Source organism: Psychrobacillus syltrankelensis (genome assembly GCF_055454035.1).
Map to the genome: position 1 here is coordinate 369,323 of NZ_CM144227.1, position 18,258 is coordinate 387,580.

The 18,258-nt window shown below is 35.4% G+C and carries 16 protein-coding genes; 14 read left to right on the forward strand and 2 right to left on the reverse strand.

What is annotated here, in order from left to right; translation table 11 throughout:
* Window positions 1-52: 52 nt before the first annotated feature.
* From gpr to lepA, 3 genes are all read left to right on the forward strand, one after another.
* Complete coding sequence (gene gpr, locus ACTSKG_RS01830) at window positions 53-1,069, forward strand: GPR endopeptidase (RefSeq protein WP_464756455.1); 1,017 nt, start codon at window positions 53-55, stop codon at window positions 1,067-1,069.
* 160 nt (window positions 1,070-1,229) lie between these two features.
* Entirely contained in the window at window positions 1,230-2,024 is a 795-nt protein-coding gene (gene spoIIP, locus ACTSKG_RS01835; RefSeq protein ID WP_464756456.1) for a stage II sporulation protein P, read from the forward strand.
* A gap of 522 nt (window positions 2,025-2,546) precedes the next feature.
* Window positions 2,547-4,376 (forward strand): translation elongation factor 4, encoded by a 1,830-nt coding sequence (lepA, locus tag ACTSKG_RS01840; RefSeq protein ID WP_464756457.1) that lies wholly within the window; start codon window positions 2,547-2,549, stop codon window positions 4,374-4,376.
* Between the two features lie 589 nt (window positions 4,377-4,965).
* Here the strand turns inward: lepA and ACTSKG_RS01845 are convergent.
* Window positions 4,966-5,106, reverse strand: coding sequence for a YjcZ family sporulation protein (locus ACTSKG_RS01845; RefSeq protein WP_464756458.1), 141 nt, complete (start codon window positions 5,104-5,106; stop codon window positions 4,966-4,968).
* A gap of 291 nt (window positions 5,107-5,397) precedes the next feature.
* Window positions 5,398-5,565 (reverse strand): hypothetical protein, encoded by a 168-nt coding sequence (locus ACTSKG_RS01850; protein ID WP_464756459.1) that lies wholly within the window; start codon window positions 5,563-5,565, stop codon window positions 5,398-5,400.
* A 536-nt stretch (window positions 5,566-6,101) separates the two neighbouring features.
* On the opposite strand from ACTSKG_RS01850, the gene ACTSKG_RS01855 reads away from it, so the two are divergent.
* The 11 genes from ACTSKG_RS01855 (at window position 6,102) to rpsU (ending at window position 18,051) form a co-directional block, all read left to right on the forward strand.
* Window positions 6,102-6,857, forward strand: coding sequence for a polysaccharide deacetylase family protein (locus tag ACTSKG_RS01855; RefSeq protein WP_464756460.1), 756 nt, complete (start codon window positions 6,102-6,104; stop codon window positions 6,855-6,857).
* A gap of 259 nt (window positions 6,858-7,116) precedes the next feature.
* A complete protein-coding gene (gene hemW / locus ACTSKG_RS01860; RefSeq protein WP_464756461.1) occupies window positions 7,117-8,250 on the forward strand; it encodes a radical SAM family heme chaperone HemW in 1,134 nt (377 codons plus the stop codon).
* Between the two features lie 96 nt (window positions 8,251-8,346).
* Complete coding sequence (gene hrcA / locus ACTSKG_RS01865; protein WP_464756462.1) at window positions 8,347-9,384, forward strand: heat-inducible transcriptional repressor HrcA; 1,038 nt, start codon at window positions 8,347-8,349, stop codon at window positions 9,382-9,384.
* 13 nt (window positions 9,385-9,397) lie between these two features.
* Entirely contained in the window at window positions 9,398-9,949 is a 552-nt protein-coding gene (gene grpE, locus ACTSKG_RS01870; RefSeq protein WP_464756463.1) for a nucleotide exchange factor GrpE, read from the forward strand.
* A 157-nt stretch (window positions 9,950-10,106) separates the two neighbouring features.
* Complete coding sequence (gene dnaK / locus ACTSKG_RS01875; protein ID WP_464756464.1) at window positions 10,107-11,933, forward strand: molecular chaperone DnaK; 1,827 nt, start codon at window positions 10,107-10,109, stop codon at window positions 11,931-11,933.
* A gap of 121 nt (window positions 11,934-12,054) precedes the next feature.
* The gene (gene dnaJ / locus ACTSKG_RS01880; RefSeq protein ID WP_464756465.1) at window positions 12,055-13,176 is read left to right on the forward strand and encodes a molecular chaperone DnaJ; all 1,122 of its coding nucleotides are present in this window, start codon (window positions 12,055-12,057) and stop codon (window positions 13,174-13,176) included.
* Window positions 13,177-13,191: 15 nt separating this feature from the next.
* Window positions 13,192-14,136, forward strand: a complete 945-nt coding sequence (gene prmA, locus ACTSKG_RS01885) for a 50S ribosomal protein L11 methyltransferase (RefSeq protein ID WP_464756466.1) — start codon at window positions 13,192-13,194, stop codon at window positions 14,134-14,136.
* A gap of 10 nt (window positions 14,137-14,146) precedes the next feature.
* Window positions 14,147-14,887, forward strand: coding sequence for a 16S rRNA (uracil(1498)-N(3))-methyltransferase (locus ACTSKG_RS01890; protein WP_464756467.1), 741 nt, complete (start codon window positions 14,147-14,149; stop codon window positions 14,885-14,887).
* 15 nt (window positions 14,888-14,902) lie between these two features.
* A complete protein-coding gene (gene mtaB, locus ACTSKG_RS01895) occupies window positions 14,903-16,243 on the forward strand; it encodes a tRNA (N(6)-L-threonylcarbamoyladenosine(37)-C(2))-methylthiotransferase MtaB (protein ID WP_464756468.1) in 1,341 nt (446 codons plus the stop codon).
* Between the two features lie 858 nt (window positions 16,244-17,101).
* Window positions 17,102-17,773, forward strand: a complete 672-nt coding sequence (gene deoC / locus ACTSKG_RS01900) for a deoxyribose-phosphate aldolase (protein WP_464756469.1) — start codon at window positions 17,102-17,104, stop codon at window positions 17,771-17,773.
* Between the two features lie 104 nt (window positions 17,774-17,877).
* Window positions 17,878-18,051 carry a 30S ribosomal protein S21 gene (gene rpsU / locus ACTSKG_RS01905; protein ID WP_016426884.1) on the forward strand — a complete coding sequence of 58 codons (174 nt, stop codon included), beginning with the start codon at window positions 17,878-17,880 and terminating at the stop codon, window positions 18,049-18,051.
* The last annotated feature ends 207 nt before the right edge of the window (window positions 18,052-18,258 follow it).

The following is an 18,258-nucleotide window of genomic DNA, read 5'->3' on the forward strand; positions in this document are numbered from 1 at the left end:
TGCAAAGAATATTTACTTGACACTTAGAACAAACTATTTAAGAGGTGATTTTATGTGGGGACGAACGGATTTATTAGATGAAACGGAAGAAATGGTAAAGCATAGAACTAAAGGTGAAAAAGACGTTTTAAAGGATTCAGAAGGTATAAAGTTTGAAGAAAGTAGGAAAGGCGCAGTTTTAGTAACTTCCATTGAAGTAGACGAACAAGGGGAAAAACAAATAGGAAAGAAAAAAGGGAAATATATAACGTTAACTGATTTGACGGTACACCCCGATGATAATGAAAGCTTTGAAGCATTGAAGAAAATTTTTATTCAAAAGTTAGAAGAGATGCATCAACACTTAACTTTAACAAAATCTTCTAAAGTATTAATAATTGGTCTAGGTAATTCTACTATTACTCCAGATGCAATTGGTCCGAAAGCGATAGAATATTTACAAAGTTCTTCATTATCGCAAAAAGAAGAAAATGTAAAAGTTGTTATGTATGCCCCTGGGGTGACAGGACAAACAGGATTTGAAACAAGTAATTTTATTGAGGCGATAAGCAATGCTTTTGAACCTGACTTAATTATTGTTTTAGATGCACTAGCGGCAAGAAATAGTGAAAGGCTATGTAAAACTATTCAACTTACAAATACAGGAATCCATCCTGGGTCTGGGGTTGGAAATCAAAGAAAAGAAGTATCCGAGGATGTTTACGGAGTACCAGTAACTGCAATTGGGATACCAATGGTAGTGGACGGTCCTGTCCTATACGCGGATGCAATGGAACATGTCATACATTATATTGCATCTAAAATAGAAGAAAAAGGTAGTCCATCCTCTGCTTTAGCTGTAACTCCTATGGTATCGAGCAAAAAACCTACGATTGATAATAAAGTTTTACAACCAATTTTTGGAGAGTGGGTAACTTGGCCAACTGATGAAAAAAGAAAGTTGTTTGAAGAAGTTTTTGTTGGAAAAAATCCAAGTTTATTTGTGACACCAAAAGAAACGGATGCTTGGGTGGAACAATATGCCTATTTATTATCAGATGGAATTGAAACTTGGATTTCTAACCGATAATTGTTTTTTTGTCCACTGGTATAGCGATTGATAAAAAAAACAATCGCTTGATTCCTCAGTGCAAGCTCGTCGCTGAGGAGGGCTTGGCCAAACAAATACTTACTAAATTGTTCTAAAAAAGCTCTTCTCATCATACGATTATTTGAGGAGAGTGGAAATTATGGCTAATTCCCTAAAGAATTTAACGAGCATTTTATTACTATTATTTTTAGCTCCTATTATTATCGCTACTATCCAAACACCTCTTTCAATGCAACAAAAAGCGGAAAATAAAAAAGAGGACACGCCTGTAGTTTATGCGGCCCAATTAGAATCAAAACCGGACATTACAGAAATAATAGAACCTAAAAAAGCGTTCGTATATTTCACGCATGCTCATGAAGCATATAAGCCTATACTTGCTGAAAAAGGTGAAAAAATTGCTGTCTATGACTCTTTAACCAATATTTCTTCTTTTCAAGAGCAAATAGCGGCCCAATTCGCCTTTCATCAAGTTGATACTCAGTTTTTAGAGGAACATAACCCAGAAGTAATGGATAATTATAATACGATTCGCCCATTTGTTCAGAATGCAATTGCACATAGTGATTATGATATTATATTGGATATTCATAGAGACGCACAGAAAGCAAAAGTCACAACTCTTCAAAGTGGTGAAGAAACCTATGCAAAATTTATATTTGTTATTGGTGGAGAGCATGCTAACTACAGATGGAATGAACAATTAGCTCAAAATCTTTCTGACGAACTAAATAAAATAGTTCCTGGAATATCAAGAGGAGTTATTGTTAAATCAGGTAAAGGTGTAGATGGAGTATACAACCAAGATCTTGCTAAAAATTTGTTAGTAGTTGAACTTGGTGGTGTTGATAATACCGAACAAGAGGTAGATCGATCCATTGCAATTTTAGCAAAAGCTGTCTCTAATATGTTCAATCAGAAAATACCATCTTAGGGATTAAGCGATTATCGCTTAATCTCTTTTTATATTTGGACAATGGTTGCTTCTTTTCATTTAGGTGTGTAGAAGCTCGCTTTAGGTGCCTATAGCCAGAGTTTAGGTGGACTTGTATAGGATTTAGGTGCAGATAGAATAAGGTGTCTAAACCTATAGTTTCAAATGAATTCTTTTCTACTAGATTGTCTTAGTATCAGGTTTTTGTTAAGATAAAATTCTGGGGAAAAATAAATATCACAAGAGCAAAAAAACGTAATAACATAAAAAAAGTTAATGGGAGACTATTAAGCGTTACTTAACGGCACTATGTCTGTTATAATTCTTAGTAGTTTAACTTCATTCAGCTGAAGTCTATCACTTCTAATGAATAGCGAGAAGAATGCAAAGTGACAATTTAGAGGGATAACACAGATCCCTATTGGATAAAGTAAATGCCTCTGGTGGATGCCGCAGATTTCCGAGCAAGCTCGATAAAAATCTGGAAAATGCCAAGGCGTATTTGATTTAGGAGTGAACAAGATGAATCATGAACAAAGAATGGACCGACAGAAAAAAATTCGTAATTTTTCTATTATCGCACATATAGACCATGGGAAATCGACATTAGCGGATCGTATTTTAGAAAAAACACAAACATTAACTTCCCGTGAAATGAAAGACCAATTACTCGATTCAATGGATTTGGAACGCGAAAGAGGAATTACCATCAAACTAAATGCTGTACAGTTAACATATACAGCTAAGGATGGAGAAGAGTATATTTTCCACTTAATTGACACGCCTGGACATGTCGATTTTACGTATGAGGTTTCCAGAAGCTTAGCAGCTTGTGAAGGCGCGATCCTAGTTGTCGACGCTGCGCAAGGTATAGAAGCTCAGACACTTGCAAATGTGTACTTAGCTTTAGATAATAATTTAGAAATATTACCTGTTATTAATAAAATAGATTTGCCAGCTGCAGATCCTGAACGTGTTAAAAAAGAGGTAGAAGAAGTCATAGGACTAGATGCATCAGAAGCAGTACATGCTTCTGCAAAAGCAGGTATCGGTATTGAAGAAATTTTAGAACAGATTGTGGAAAAAGTTCCTGCACCGACAGGAGATTCTTCAGCGCCTTTAAAAGCACTTATTTTCGACTCATTATTCGATCCATACAGAGGAGTAATTGTGTACATTCGAGTTATGGAAGGTACGGTTAAACCTGGTGATACGATTAAAATGATGTCTTCTGGAAAGGAATTTGAAGTTGTTGAAACAGGTGTGTTTACCCCGAAAGCAACTATGCGTTCTGAGCTGACTGTTGGGGACGTTGGATTTTTAACCGCATCTATGAAAAATGTAGGTGATTCGAGCGTTGGGGATACTATCACGTTGGCTTCGAACCCTGCAACCGAACCACTTGCTGGATATCGGAAGATGAATCCTATGGTGTTCTGTGGATTATATCCTATTGATAATTCTAAATACGTAGATTTACGTGACGCATTAGAGAAATTGCAACTAAATGATTCTGCCTTGGAGTTTGAACCAGAAACTTCTCAAGCACTTGGATTTGGTTACCGTTGTGGCTTCTTAGGATTACTTCACATGGAAATTATCCAGGAACGTATTGAGCGCGAATTTAAAATCGACTTAATTACTACGGCCCCAAGTGTTATATATGATGTAAAATTAACAAACGGAGAAACCATCAAAGTAGACAACCCATCTATGATGCCAGATGTACAAAAAGTAGATACTATTGAAGAACCGTTTGTGAAAGCCTCTATAATGGTTCCAGAAGATTATGTAGGTTCTGTTATGGAATTATGTCAACGTAAACGTGGTAACTTTATAACGATGGATTACCTGTCCTCTGCTCGTGTAAACATTATTTATGAAATTCCATTATCTGAAATTGTTTATGATTTCTTTGACTCTTTAAAATCAAGTACAAAAGGATATGCATCTTTTGATTATGAATTGATTGGGTATAAAGAATCTAAACTAGTGAAAATGGATATCCTTCTAAATAGTGAAAAAGTAGATGCATTAAGCTTTATCGTCCACAAAGATTTTGCCTATGACCGCGGAAAAATAATTGTTGAGAAATTAAAAGCTCTTATTCCTAGGCAACAGTTTGAAGTTCCAGTTCAAGCAGCGATTGGACAAAAAATTGTGGCTCGTTCTACCATTAAATCAATAGGTAAAAACGTTTTAGCTAAATGTTACGGTGGAGATATTTCACGTAAACGTAAACTTCTTGAAAAGCAAAAAGAAGGTAAAAAACGTATGAAGCAAGTTGGTTCTGTCGAGGTACCACAAGAAGCATTTATGGCTGTTCTTAAAATGGACGAGCCGAATAAGTAAGTGTTTTATCGCTTTTTATATTAACAAGTAATAACATAATATGTTGTTTGCTACCGGCTTGCCACCATAATTTACTTTTGGTGGCAAGCTATTTTATATTAACTTAATTCGTTCTAAAAAAAACCTCATATATTACTGTACTGCAATTTAAGAAGAGCATTTAAAGATATGGAAACAGTATATTCATATTTTATAGTTGCTCTTATTTAGATTTGTTTAGCCACAGTTAAATTGTTTAGCGTTCTATTCAATCCTCTCACTTACCCCTTTTAGCATTCCGAAAACCGAAAAGAAGAAAAACTTTGTACCACTTCTATTGCATGGTTCCCTTTTCTTTGCAATCATTTATTTGGATATTCTTCAACTAAAAACTCAATTAGTAGTAAGAAGAAAATAGTAGCAAATGAGCTACTCTTAACTTTGGAATCAATCTACCATCCAACTAAATGGAGTTCAATGATTTCGACAAGAAATTATTCGGAGAATCAGTGCGAAGCTGTGAATATGAATCTAATGTCTAGTCAAGTCCTAAGAAATAGACAGGTCATAAAAACCTGTCTAATTAGTTCTGAAAGTTGTTAAAAAATAGTTAGCATCCGTAACCGCCACCAGAGCCTAAGAAACTGGCGCCAATAATAATCAACAGAATAAACAGAACGAGAATTAATATGAATTCAGAACCATATCCAGAACCATATCCAGAACCATATCCACCAACAGCATTACCCATACCTATACACCCCCTATGTTCGAATTAATACGTTTTTATATAGTAAAGGATATTTGTAGTTTTAAGGATAGCCACTGGGGCACAGCAGGGTGGGTTGATGTGCCCTTATTTAAGTATCTTATTCATAATTTAAAATGGCGTTAGGCAAGTGGATTTATCATCTGAAATATTCAAAGTAAGAGTTCGTTTCTAGACTGCCGCTTAAGACAGTCAAATAACAAGTTAGTTCTAATTTATCAGAGAACGAAAAAAACAGCCTATTCGGCTGCTTGTTGCACAGGATTTACAAAGTTATCGATTATTGCCCTTTTGAGTACTTTCGGCAATTGCCGAAGAAGCTTTTTTATACTCATTATTAATAGTCGGTGAAGAGTGTTTTACAGGATCTCCATAGGCTGTCTCCGTAGTTGGCTCTTTCTTTTTTTTGCTAGCATTTGCATTTATGTTTTGATGTGTCATTTTGGTCATCCCTTTAACTTTATAATTTCCAATAATGCCTATTATGTTCTGGATTGCGATTTTTATACGCAGACCGAAAAGTTGATTTATTTAAGATAACAAAAAATAGAACCCCCCTTATTATAGCTTGCGGTTCTGTGTGAGAATTTTAAACAAATAAATTACAACTTATACGCTACTGATAAAAGTGTGGAAGAGGAAATGAAGTTAGCAATACCAAGAATTTGTTTTACAAACTAGGCGTTTTTAGTATTAGTCAATCAACTCACTGTAATTGTTTGGACCTATTCATGAGCCTTGTTTGAAAGTAAAACCAATTGGATGATTGTAGATACAGTATGTTTCATTCAAAAACAAAATTAATTTTTCACCACCCTTGCTCTAATAAATATGTGAGAGAAGTAATTAAATGAGCAAATGAATATAAAACGACGTAATGGTTCTAGTTAAAAATAAAACAAAGAAAAGGTATAAATAGGTGCAAGTAGACAAAAAGTAATCAAAAGCTTAGTCATTAAAAGATTGGAATGTGATTTATGAAAAATAAATATCTGTTCTTATTTGTACTACTTTTTTTGGGAATTACGTTCGTGATGGTTAATACAACATCTGCTGACAAGGGTAGACGTTATTACGAACAAACTGGAGAGGTTGTTTGGGAAATCAAAACGGAAGAAAAAGTAGTGGCAATTACATTTGACGATGGCCCACATCCTAAATACACAGCAGACATATTAGACCTTTTAGCGGAGTACAATGCAAAAGCCACCTTTTTTATTGTTGGTGAAAATGCAGAAAAAAATCCTGAGCTTTTACTGCGACAGTACAACGAAGGTCATGAAATTGCTAATCACACCTTTACCCATCCGTTAAAAACAACTTTACCTAAATTAGAGATAGAGATAAAAAAAACAAATGATTTAATTTATAGTATCACAGGCTACCATCCTGAGCTCTTTCGACCTGTTGAAGGACAATATACAGATAGTATGATACAAAGTTTAGTGAAAAATGGATACAAGGTTGTTATGTGGTCTTGGCATATGGATACAGAGGATTGGAAAGATCCCGGTGTTAATCGAATAATAAAAACAGTGTTAGATGGAACAAAACCAGGAAATATAATTTTATTTCACGATGGGGGAGGGAACCGGATTCAGACAGTTAAAGCATTAGAAAAAATATTACCGGAACTTAAAAAACAAGGATATAAATTTGTTACTATAACAGAGCTTATTGACCTAGAAAAAAAAGAAAAATTAAAAATTAAAAAAGAGAAAAAATACGACTAATTTTAAATGAGAAACAAAGCATTAAATTATTTAATTAACCCTGAGCAACTTCAAATAATATTAAGAAAATAAAACACTCATAAAACGTTTTATATCAAAGATTTGCAAGTGATACAAAAAAACGTTAAACTACAATGAGGAAAAGGCTCGAAGCAGGAGACATTTATGCCTGTCCTGAAGATGGACGAGCCGAATAAATAAAAAGGGAGAAGGAGGCATTTTTAGCCTCCTTTTTACTTTATAGAAAGTAGGGAATCATATGGTACGTGGTATATATATCCATATTCCTTTTTGTCATCAAATTTGCAATTATTGTGATTTCAATAAATTTTTCTTTCATAATCAACCAGTGGACGAGTATATTGAGTCATTAGGTAAAGAAATGAAAATGTATAAAGAGCAATTAAACAATGCTTCAATCGAAACTATTTTTATAGGAGGAGGTACACCTACCTCGTTAACCGAAAAGCAATTAGAGCGATTATTTACTCTAATTCATACACATATTCCACTGAATAAAATAATTGAATTTACATCAGAAGCTAATCCTGATGAGCTAACATTTGAAAAGATGAAACTTATGCGCTCTTTTGGTGTAAATAGATTAAGCATGGGAGTTCAAACGTTCGATCAAGAACTTCTAAAAGTACTTGGTAGAACGCATTCGAATGAACATGTGTATTCAGTAATTGAAAATGCTAAAAAGATAGGTTTTCCTTCTATAAGCATGGATTTAATGTATGGATTACCAAACCAAACGATGGAACAGTGGGAGCAATCATTAAAAGAAGCGTTTCGATTAAAAATTCCACATATTTCAGCATATTCATTATTAGTTGAACCAAAAACGGTTTTTTATAACTTAATGTCAAAAGGCAAACTGTCCTTACCAGGAGAAGATTTAGAAGCTGAGATGTATAGTTACTTATTGGATGAGATGCAAAAGCAGGGCTACAATCAATATGAAATAAGTAACTTTTCATTTGAGGCGAAAGAATCCAGACATAACTTACTTTACTGGGATAATGATGAATATTTAGGGCTAGGAGCAGGAGCTCATGGGTATGTAAATAATATTCGATATTCAAATCACGGACCATTAAAAAAGTATATGGATTCATTGGAATCAAATGAAAAACCAATTATGCAACAAAAAGAAGTAACGAACATTGAAAAAATGGAAGAAGAAATGTTTTTGGGATTACGTAAAAACGTAGGAATTTCTTTAAAGAAATTTGAAAATCGTTATGGAAAGACTCTACAAAATGTGTATGGTAATGAATTAGATGAACTTATGCACAAGGAATTAATAATATTGGAAAATGATTTTGTAAAACTTACTCGTCGAGGACGATTTGTAGGAAATGAAGTATTTCAATATTTTCTTAGATAATTAAGATCATATTCGTTGACAGTTTTCTTTAGATTTGATACCTTTTATATGAGTATTAGCACTCTCAATGAACGAGTGCTAACAGAGGTGATAATCATGCTAACTAATCGGCAATTATTAATATTGCAAGTAACGGTAGATGATTTTATTGAAACCGCTCAGCCAGTTGGATCTCGTCAAATTTCGAAAAAGGAGGAAGTACCATATAGTCCTGCTACTATTCGAAATGATATGGCAGATTTAGAAGATATGGGATTCTTAGAAAAAACTCATACTTCGTCTGGGCGTGTCCCTTCGGAAAAAGGATACCGTTATTATGTAGACAATATGTTAACCCCACAACGAATATCAAAAGACGAGATCAAGCAAATTCGATCTGTTTTTGAAGAACGAATGGTGGAGACGGAGCAAGTTATTCGTAAATCAGCAAAAATCTTGTCTGAACTAACGAATTACACCTCCATATTACTAGGAATGGATGTTAAAAAACATCGGGTTAAACGATTTTCTATCGTTCCTCTTACAGATGATACTGCAGTTGCGATTATCGTTACAGATAGTGGACATGTTGAAAATCGAGTGTTTTCAATCCCAGAGTCCTATACTTCATCCGATATTGAACGAATGGTTAATTTGTTAAATGACAGCTTAATAGGGGTTCCTTTGCATGAATTACCTGTAAAGTTGGAGGCTGTAACTCGTTTATTGTTGAAACAGCGAGTAGGACATTTTAATAACCTGTTAAGTTCATTTAATAAATCGATGATGATAGAGCAAGAGGAAAAAGTATACTACGGTGGTAAAATGCAACTTTTAAATCAACCAGAATTTAATGATCTTGAAAAAGCTCGTAGTATTATGTACTTGATGGATCATGTAAGTCAAATCCCTAGTATTTTCCCCGTTGATAAAAAAGGGATAAGAATACGCATTGGTTCAGAAAACAATCATCTTGCTATGGAAGACTGCAGTGTTATTACCGCATCTTATGCTATAGGAGAAGAACAAATGGGTTCAATTGCGATTATAGGTCCTACACGAATGGACTATAAACGTGTTGTTTCTTTGCTTGATGTTATGAGTACCGATTTATCTAGAGAATTATCTAGAATATTAAATGGCCATCATGGATAAGGGAGATGCAAGCATGCCAGAACAAAAAGATGAAATAGTGGAAGAATTAGAAACTGAAGAGTTGAATGAACAATCAGGAGAAACAACTGAAGAATCTGTCGAAGAGACTTTAGAAGTGGATGAACTTGCACTTGTAAAACAAGAATTGGAAGATGAAAAAAATAAGTCCATTCGGTTAAGAGCGGATTTTGAAAATTATAAGCGCCGTGTTCAACTAGACAAAGAAGCAGATTACAAGTACCGTGCTCAAGCTGTCTTAACTGATATCTTACCAGTACTAGACAACTTTGAAAGAGCATTAGCTATTCAACCGACTTCAGAGGAAGCTGCTTCTTTAGTTAAAGGTGTAGAAATGGTTTATCGCACCTTACTTGATGCAGTATCCAAAGAGGGTCTTGAGCAAATTGAATCGGAAGGGGTTCCTTTCGACCCTAATTTCCATCAAGCAGTTATGCAGGAAAAGGACGATTCAAAGGAGCCAGGAATTGTGCTTCAAGAATTACAAAAAGGGTATAAGTTAAAAGATAGAATACTTCGACCTTCAATGGTTAAAGTAAACGAATAGTTCAGGCTGTTGAAAACAAGTTCAAGCTCACAAAATGTGGGAATATTGAACCGTCGTGAACTCAGGTTGTACGACTCAGAAGCGTTTTCAATAAGTATGAGAAGAAGTATTCTACAGAGTAACACTATACTTAGTTATAAATTAGGAGGAAAATTATATGTCTAAAATTATTGGTATTGACTTAGGAACAACAAACTCATGTGTATCTGTATTAGAAGGTGGAGAACCAAAGGTAATTCCAAATCCAGAAGGTAACCGAACAACCCCATCTGTTGTTGCTTTTAAAAATGGAGAAAAACAAGTTGGGGAAGTGGCAAAACGTCAATCCATAACAAACCCAAATACAATTTCTTCTGTTAAACGTTTAATGGGTACAAATGAAAAAGTTAAAGCAGAAGATAAAGATTATACACCACAAGAAGTATCTGCAATGATTCTTCAATACTTAAAAGGATATGCTGAAGAATACCTAGGAGAAAAAGTAACGAAAGCTGTAATTACTGTTCCTGCTTATTTTAACGATGCAGAGCGTCAAGCAACAAAAGACGCTGGACGTATTGCTGGTCTAGAAGTAGAACGTATTATCAATGAACCAACTGCAGCTGCACTTGCATATGGTTTAGATAAAATGGATCATGATGAAAAAATCCTTGTATATGACCTAGGTGGCGGTACATTTGACGTGTCTATATTAGAACTTGGTGATGGCGTATTTGAAGTTCTTGCAACAGCTGGAGATAACCGTCTTGGTGGGGACGACTTTGACCAAGTATTGATGGATTACTTAGTACAAGAATTCAAAAAAGATAATGGTATTGACTTATCACAAGATAAAATGGCTGTTCAACGTCTAAAAGATGCAGCTGAAAAAGCGAAAAAAGATTTATCAGGTGTAACATCAACACAAATTTCACTTCCATTCATTACTGCTGGAGAAGCTGGACCTCTTCACTTAGAAGTTACAATGACTCGTGCGAAATTTGATGATTTAACATCGAACTTAGTAGAGCGCACAATGGTACCAACTCGACAAGCAATGAAAGATGCAGGATTGTCAGCTTCTCAAATCGACAAAGTTATTCTGGTAGGTGGTTCTACTCGTATTCCAGCAGTACAAGAAGCCATTAAAAAAGAAACTGGAAAAGAACCACATAAAGGTGTAAACCCAGATGAAGTTGTAGCTATGGGTGCTGCAGTTCAAGGTGGAGTATTAACTGGAGATGTTAAAGACGTTGTATTACTTGATGTAACACCACTTTCATTGGGAATCGAAACAATGGGTGGCGTATTTACGAAATTAATCGATCGAAATACAACTATTCCAACTTCAAAATCCCAAACATTTTCAACTGCAGCAGATAACCAACCAGCAGTTGACATTCACGTATTACAAGGTGAACGTCCAATGGCAACGGATAATAAAACACTAGGTCGTTTCCAACTTTCGGATATTCCACCAGCACCACGTGGTATTCCACAAATCGAAGTTACATTCGATATTGACAAAAACGGTATCGTAAATGTTAAAGCGAAAGATATGGGAACAGGGAAAGAACAAAATATTACAATTCAATCGAATTCATCCCTTTCTGATGAAGAAATCGAACGTATGGTAAAAGAAGCAGAAGCTAACGCTGAGGCAGATAAAGTTCGTAAAGAAGAAGCTGAAGTGAAAAATGAAGCTGATCAATTAGTATTCATGACAGAAAAAACATTAAAAGACCTTGAAGATAAAGTATCAGAAGATGAGAAAAAATCAGCTGAAGATGCAAAAGAAGAGTTAAAAGCAGCATTAGAAACTGGTAACTTAGAAGAAATTAAAACCAAAAAAGATAAATTAAATGAAATTGTTCAACAGTTAACGATGAAATTGTATGAACAAGCGCAAGCAGAAGCTGCTGCTAATAGCGGTGATGCTGGCTCAAACGATGACGGTGTTGTAGACGCAGAATTTGAAGAAGTTAACGACGATAAAGACAAGTAAGTTTTGGTAGAAAAAGTCAAAGACCGTTTTCGGCTTTGGCTTTTTCAATGTTTTGCTATTAATATTTTGTCCATGTTACAATAAACTTTATGTGTAGGCTATAAGATCGGGAGAGTGAACTATGAATAAACGTGATTACTATGAAGTCCTTGGATTGTCTAAAAGTGCTTCACAGGATGAAATTAAAAAAGCATACCGAAAGCTTTCGAAACAATATCACCCAGATATTAACAAAGCAGCAGATGCAGAAGAGAAATTTAAAGAAATATCAGAAGCATACGAAGTATTAAGTGATGACCAAAAACGAGCGCAATATGACCAATTTGGCCATGCAGGACCTAACCAAGGATTTGGTGGTTTCGGTGGTGGAGATGGCTTCGGCTTTGAAGACATTTTCAGTTCATTTTTCGGAGGTGGCGGTGGATCGCGTAGAAGAGATCCAAATGCACCAAGAAAAGGTGATGACCTTCAATATTCGATGACAATTGAATTTGAGGAAGCAGTATTTGGTAAAGAAAAAGAAATAGAGATTGCAAAAGAAGAAACTTGTGATACGTGTAGTGGAACTGGTGCAAAACCTGGTACACATCCTGAAAAATGTACACATTGTAATGGAGCAGGCCAAGTAAATGTTACACAAGACACACCATTCGGACGCATTCAGACAAAACGTTCATGTAACCACTGTCATGGAACTGGTAAAATTATTAAAGACAAATGTTCTACTTGTCATGGAAGAGGTACTGTTAATAAACGGAAAAAAATTAAAGTTACCATTCCAGCTGGTGTAGATGATGGCCAACAACTTCGCGTAAGTGGTCAAGGGGAGCCAGGGGTAAATGGTGGTCCAGCAGGAGATTTATACATTGTATTCCGAGTTAAAGCAGATCCACGTTTTGAACGCGATGGAGACGATATTTATTATGAATTACCATTAACGTATGCTCAGGCAGCACTAGGGGACGAAATTGAAGTACCTACCGTGCAAGGTAAAGTAAAATTAAAAATACCTGCCGGAACTCAATCTCAGACGAAATTCCGATTAAAAGGAAAAGGTGTTAAAAACGTTCATGGATACGGTGTTGGAGATCAACATGTGATTGTCAAAGTGATTACTCCGAAAAAACTAACGGAAAAACAAAAGCAATTACTTCGTGAATTTGCAGAAATAAGTGGAGATATTCCTGAAGAGCAAGGGAGCTCATTGTTCGATAAGATTAAAAAGACATTAAAAGGTGAATAAAGGAGTTGTGCGCAAGTGAAATGGTCTGAGTTATCTATTCATACAACAAATGAAGCGGTTGACGCGATAAGTAATATTTTGCATGAAGCTGGTGCAAGTGGGGTAGTCATTGAAGATTCGGAAGAGTTAGTAAGAGAAAGAGAAGATAGATTTGGTGAAATTTATAGCTTAAACCCAGATGATTTCCCAGTAGATGGAGTTCGTGTAAAAGCATATTTAGCAGAAACTAGCTTTCTATTAGAAACAGTTGAAGAGATCAAACTTGCGGTTAACAACTTAAAAAACTTTAATATTGATATTGGTCATAATATTGTAACAGTTCAAGAAGTTGACGAAGAAGATTGGGCAACTGCTTGGAAGAAATACTACCATCCAGTTAAAATTTCTAATCGTTTTACTATTGTTCCAACATGGGAAGACTATGAAAGAGTTAGTACAGATGAATTAATAATAGAGCTGGACCCCGGTATGGCATTTGGTACAGGTACACATCCAACAACAGTTATGTGTCTTCAAGCACTAGAAAAAACAGTACAACCAAACTCAAAAGTAATAGATGTAGGAACTGGTTCTGGGGTACTTTCTATTGGTGCAGCAAAACTTGGAGCAACATCAATTCATGCACTCGATTTAGATGAAGTAGCAGTAGCTTCTGCTAAAGAAAATATAGCTTTAAATCATGTTGAACATTTAATAGAAGTGACACATGGTAATTTACTTGATAATGTAAGTGAACAAGCAGATATCGTCATTGCGAATATTTTAGCTGAAATTATAATGACATTTACGGATGAGGCTTTCTCAATTGTAAAGGAAAAAGGATTATTTATAACCTCTGGAATAATTTCTACTAAAAAAGAAGAAGTTAAAAAAGCATTGCAAAAATCAGGCTTTGAAATTGAAGAAGTGATGATGATGGAAGATTGGGTTACAATTATTTCTAGAAAACCGCTTCTATAAGGAGATTATTATGCAACGTTATTTTACGTATGAAAAAATCGATGAGAATAACAAAATAATCATTTCAGGAGAAGACGCGCATCATATGATTCAAGTGATGCGCATGAATCCTGGAGATCAAGTATATTTAGTTGTTGAAAACATAACATATACAACGACAATTGTAGAGGCATCTTCCAAATCTGTATTATTACAGGTGGGGAATAAATCTGAACAGTCAAATGAAATGCCTATAAAAGTGTCCATTGTTTGTGGGCTTCCAAAGGGAGATAAATTAGAGTTAATCACCCAAAAAGCTACTGAACTTGGCATGCACACACTTTACCCATTCGAAGCAAAAAGATCTATTGTTAAATGGGACAAGAAAAAAAACGAAAAAAAGATTGTTCGATTACAAAAAATTGCGAAAGAAGCGGCGGAGCAATCACATCGATCTTTTGTTCCGCACATACATAATCCCATTGTTTTAAATGAACTTATAGAAATTAGTAAATCATACGATGTAAAGTTTGTTGCAGATGAAGAGGACGCAAAACTTGAACAACGCAAGAAATTTGCCGAGCAATTAAAAAAGGTGTATGATAAAAAATCGATACTTATCGTATTTGGTCCAGAAGGTGGATTAGATCGTTCAGAAATAAAAACTTTATTAAACAATGATTTTCAACCGATTTCTCTAGGACCAAGAATTCTACGAACAGAAACAGCACCGTTATATGCGCTTGCTGCAATTTCTTATGAATATGAATGAAAGAGGTGTAAGGTGATGTCATCCGTTGCATTCCATACATTAGGCTGTAAAGTGAATCATTATGAAACTGAAGCAATTTGGCAACTATTTAAAGATAATGGATATGTCAGAACTGATTTTGAAAAACAATCAGATGTATATGTGATAAATACATGTACAGTAACAAATACGGGCGATAAAAAAAGTAGACAAGTCATTCGCCGTGCAATTCGCCAAAATCCGGATGCGGTTATATGTGTAACAGGCTGTTACGCTCAGACCTCACCAGCTGAAATTATGGCTATTCCTGGTGTTGATATTGTAGTTGGAACTCAAGAACGCACAAAAATGCTTGATTATATTGAGCAATATAAAACAGAGCGTAAACCGATTAATGCAGTAGGGAATATTATGAAAAATCGTGTATACGAAGAGTTAGATGTTCCTTCCTTCACGGACCGCACTCGTGCATCTTTAAAGATCCAGGAGGGTTGTAATAACTTCTGTACTTTTTGTATCATCCCATGGGCTCGTGGTCTAATGCGTTCGCGAGATCCTGAAGAGGTTGTCCACCAAGCGCAACAATTAGTTGACGCTGGTTATTTAGAAATCGTTCTAACGGGAATTCATACTGGTGGATATGGTGAAGATTTAAAAGATTATAATTTAGCTCAGCTTTTAAAAGATATTGAATCCAATGTTAAAGGCTTAAAACGACTACGTATTAGCTCAATAGAAGCAAGTCAATTATCGGATGAAGTAATCGATGTTTTAAGAGATTCTAAAATAGTAGTGAGACATCTACATATTCCAATTCAATCCGGTTCAGACACAGTGTTAAAAAGAATGAGAAGAAAATATACTATGGAGTTTTTTGCAAATCGATTAGATCGACTTAGAGAAGCACTTCCTGATTTAGCGATAACTTCAGATGTTATTGTTGGCTTCCCTGGAGAAACCGAAGAAGAATTTATGGAAACATATAATTTTATCCATGATCAACGTTTTTCTGAGCTTCACGTATTCCCTTATTCTAAACGTACAGGTACGCCTGCTGCCAGAATGGAAGACCAAGTTGATGAAGAAGTGAAAAACGAGCGTGTACATCGCTTAATCACATTAAATAATCAATTAGCAGTAGAATATGCTTCTCGTTTTGAAGGAGAAATTTTAGAAATCATTCCTGAGGAAAAATATAAATTAGATTCTAAAATGAATTTAGTTGAAGGTTATACTGATAACTATTTAAAAGTTGTTATTCCTGGTACAGAGGAATTAATCGGAAAACTAGTTCGAGTAAAAATAACTAAATCTGGTTATCCATATAACGAAGGTCAATTTGTTCGAGTTTTAGACCAAGTAGAAGAGTTAGTTTAAAAGAATTAGGAAAGTGCAAGTCCTTTTAAGTGCATCTTGTCTTTACTATTTGCAGAGTACTTTGGACGAAACATTCACTACACTATTACCCTTGGAATTATTTAGCTGGAAGTGACTGCGTCACTTCCAGCTACATTTTTTCGGTAATCTTGTGGCAGATGTTTGTCCGTCGCCCTCTTGGAATTTGTGAGGACATAATGCTTTTTGTTTGGATAATTAGAGAAAGAATGCTTTCCTACTCATTTAAAAGCTTCCGAAGATAACATTTCGGAAGCTCTTCGATTCTTCAATGGTGGATACTACTTATTTTTTTAGTGCCACCGATTATATCTGTTTACTTGCTGTTAAAGGATTTCGCGAGGCGACGAGCTTGCGCAGGAGCAGGGGAAGAGGCTTGATGCTTGCCCGACTTGCAAGCGTCCGCCTGAAACGGAAAACAACCACGATTTCAGGATGGTATGATCACTACGTTTACTGAAACTATGTCTTCTTATTCTTAGCGATATGCTAGGCTAAATCTCTTTGTTAGGTACTACTCACTTCATGGATTTTAGTGAAAGGTGGCGACTCCAGGCGGAGGCCAACAGGATGTTGGTCACGAAGGCGTTGCCACACGATGTGGCGCTCTTAGCCTGCGTTCCTCGGAGACAGATGAGACATCACAACGCGTAAGCGGCGGTGATGGCTCATCGCTCACCCCGCGGAAAGCGTCCACCTGAAACGGAAATCCGCAGTATTATTTCATTCTTTAAAGTACTATGAATCTTTTAGAAAGTCAGTGAATGAATCTCACTGGCTTTTTTTTATTTTTTCTATTATGATGAAGAGGTACGGACAACTTCCGAGAGGGGAATATAAATGACACAAAATATTGCTTCATTAATCGATCATACACTATTAAAACAAAATGCAACGCAAGACCAAATTGAAAAACTATGTGAGGAAGCGAAAAATTATACATTTGCTTCTGTTTGTGTAAATCCAACATGGGTAAAGCTTAGTGCGCAATTACTGAAAGATAGTCCAGTAAAAGTTTGTACTGTAATTGGTTTTCCATTAGGTGCAAGCACTAGTGAAGTAAAAGCATTTGAAACTAAAAATGCGATTGAAAATGGCGCTGAAGAAATTGATATGGTATTAAATGTTGGTGCATTAAAAGATTCCGACTATAATTTTGTTCAAAAAGATATTGAAGCAGTTGTAGAAGCTGCAAAAGGAAAAGCGATTGTAAAGGTAATTTTAGAAACTTGTTTATTAACAAATGAAGAAATTAAAAAAGCAAGTGAATTATCTAAGACAGCTGGGGCTGATTTTGTTAAAACATCTACCGGTTTTTCTACTGGTGGAGCAACAGTTGAGGCTGTTAAACTTATGCGCGAAACTGTAGGTATGGACTTAGGTGTGAAGGCTTCCGGGGGAGTTCGTAGCCTAGAAGATTTACAAGAAATGGTTGATGCAGGGGCTTCAAGAATTGGCGCGAGTTCTGGTGTAGATATTATGCAAGGATTAACGAGTAAATCTGATTATTAATTTAGTATGTAAGTATTGACCAAGTCGTAACTATACGATATAATTTTTTAGAACATAACACATGGTTATGTGCTTGACGTGTGTTCGGAGGGAGGGAAAAAGAGATGTCAAAAACTGTCGTTCGTAAAAACGAATCGCTTGAAGATGCTCTTCGCCGCTTCAAACGTACTGTATCTAAAAGTGGTACAATTCAAGAGGTAAGAAAGCGCGAGTTTTATGAAAAACCAAGCGTAAAACGTAAAAAGAAATCTGAAGCTGCCCGTAAACGTAAATTCTAATTAATTGAAATTTACAAAGCTTCGAAGCTGTGGTTTCTAAAACCCAAGCGTGAAACGTAAAAAGAAATCAAAAGATGCACGTTAACGTATGTGGTATTTTTATCCCAACCATCCCTACGTTCCAAACACGTACTTTATGATTAACATTTACAATTATGTAAACCGAGAAAATTTATTTTCTCGGTTTATTTTTTTTTGAAACTTAAT

Bases quoted from the DNA above. Each gene is read 5' to 3' on its own strand.
- gpr (WP_464756455.1), top strand. From the start codon at position 53: ATGTGGGGACGAACGGATTTATTAGATGAAACGGAAGAAATGGTAAAG.
- spoIIP (WP_464756456.1), top strand. From the start codon at position 1,230: ATGGCTAATTCCCTAAAGAATTTAACGAGCATTTTATTACTATTATTT.
- lepA (WP_464756457.1), top strand. From the start codon at position 2,547: ATGAATCATGAACAAAGAATGGACCGACAGAAAAAAATTCGTAATTTT.
- ACTSKG_RS01845 (WP_464756458.1), bottom strand. From the start codon at position 5,106: ATGGGTAATGCTGTTGGTGGATATGGTTCTGGATATGGTTCTGGATAT.
- ACTSKG_RS01850 (WP_464756459.1), bottom strand. From the start codon at position 5,565: ATGACACATCAAAACATAAATGCAAATGCTAGCAAAAAAAAGAAAGAG.
- ACTSKG_RS01855 (WP_464756460.1), top strand. From the start codon at position 6,102: ATGAAAAATAAATATCTGTTCTTATTTGTACTACTTTTTTTGGGAATT.
- hemW (WP_464756461.1), top strand. From the start codon at position 7,117: ATGGTACGTGGTATATATATCCATATTCCTTTTTGTCATCAAATTTGC.
- hrcA (WP_464756462.1), top strand. From the start codon at position 8,347: ATGCTAACTAATCGGCAATTATTAATATTGCAAGTAACGGTAGATGAT.
- grpE (WP_464756463.1), top strand. From the start codon at position 9,398: ATGCCAGAACAAAAAGATGAAATAGTGGAAGAATTAGAAACTGAAGAG.
- dnaK (WP_464756464.1), top strand. From the start codon at position 10,107: ATGTCTAAAATTATTGGTATTGACTTAGGAACAACAAACTCATGTGTA.
- dnaJ (WP_464756465.1), top strand. From the start codon at position 12,055: ATGAATAAACGTGATTACTATGAAGTCCTTGGATTGTCTAAAAGTGCT.
- ACTSKG_RS01890 (WP_464756467.1), top strand. From the start codon at position 14,147: ATGCAACGTTATTTTACGTATGAAAAAATCGATGAGAATAACAAAATA.
- mtaB (WP_464756468.1), top strand. From the start codon at position 14,903: ATGTCATCCGTTGCATTCCATACATTAGGCTGTAAAGTGAATCATTAT.
- deoC (WP_464756469.1), top strand. From the start codon at position 17,102: ATGACACAAAATATTGCTTCATTAATCGATCATACACTATTAAAACAA.
- rpsU (WP_016426884.1), top strand. From the start codon at position 17,878: ATGTCAAAAACTGTCGTTCGTAAAAACGAATCGCTTGAAGATGCTCTT.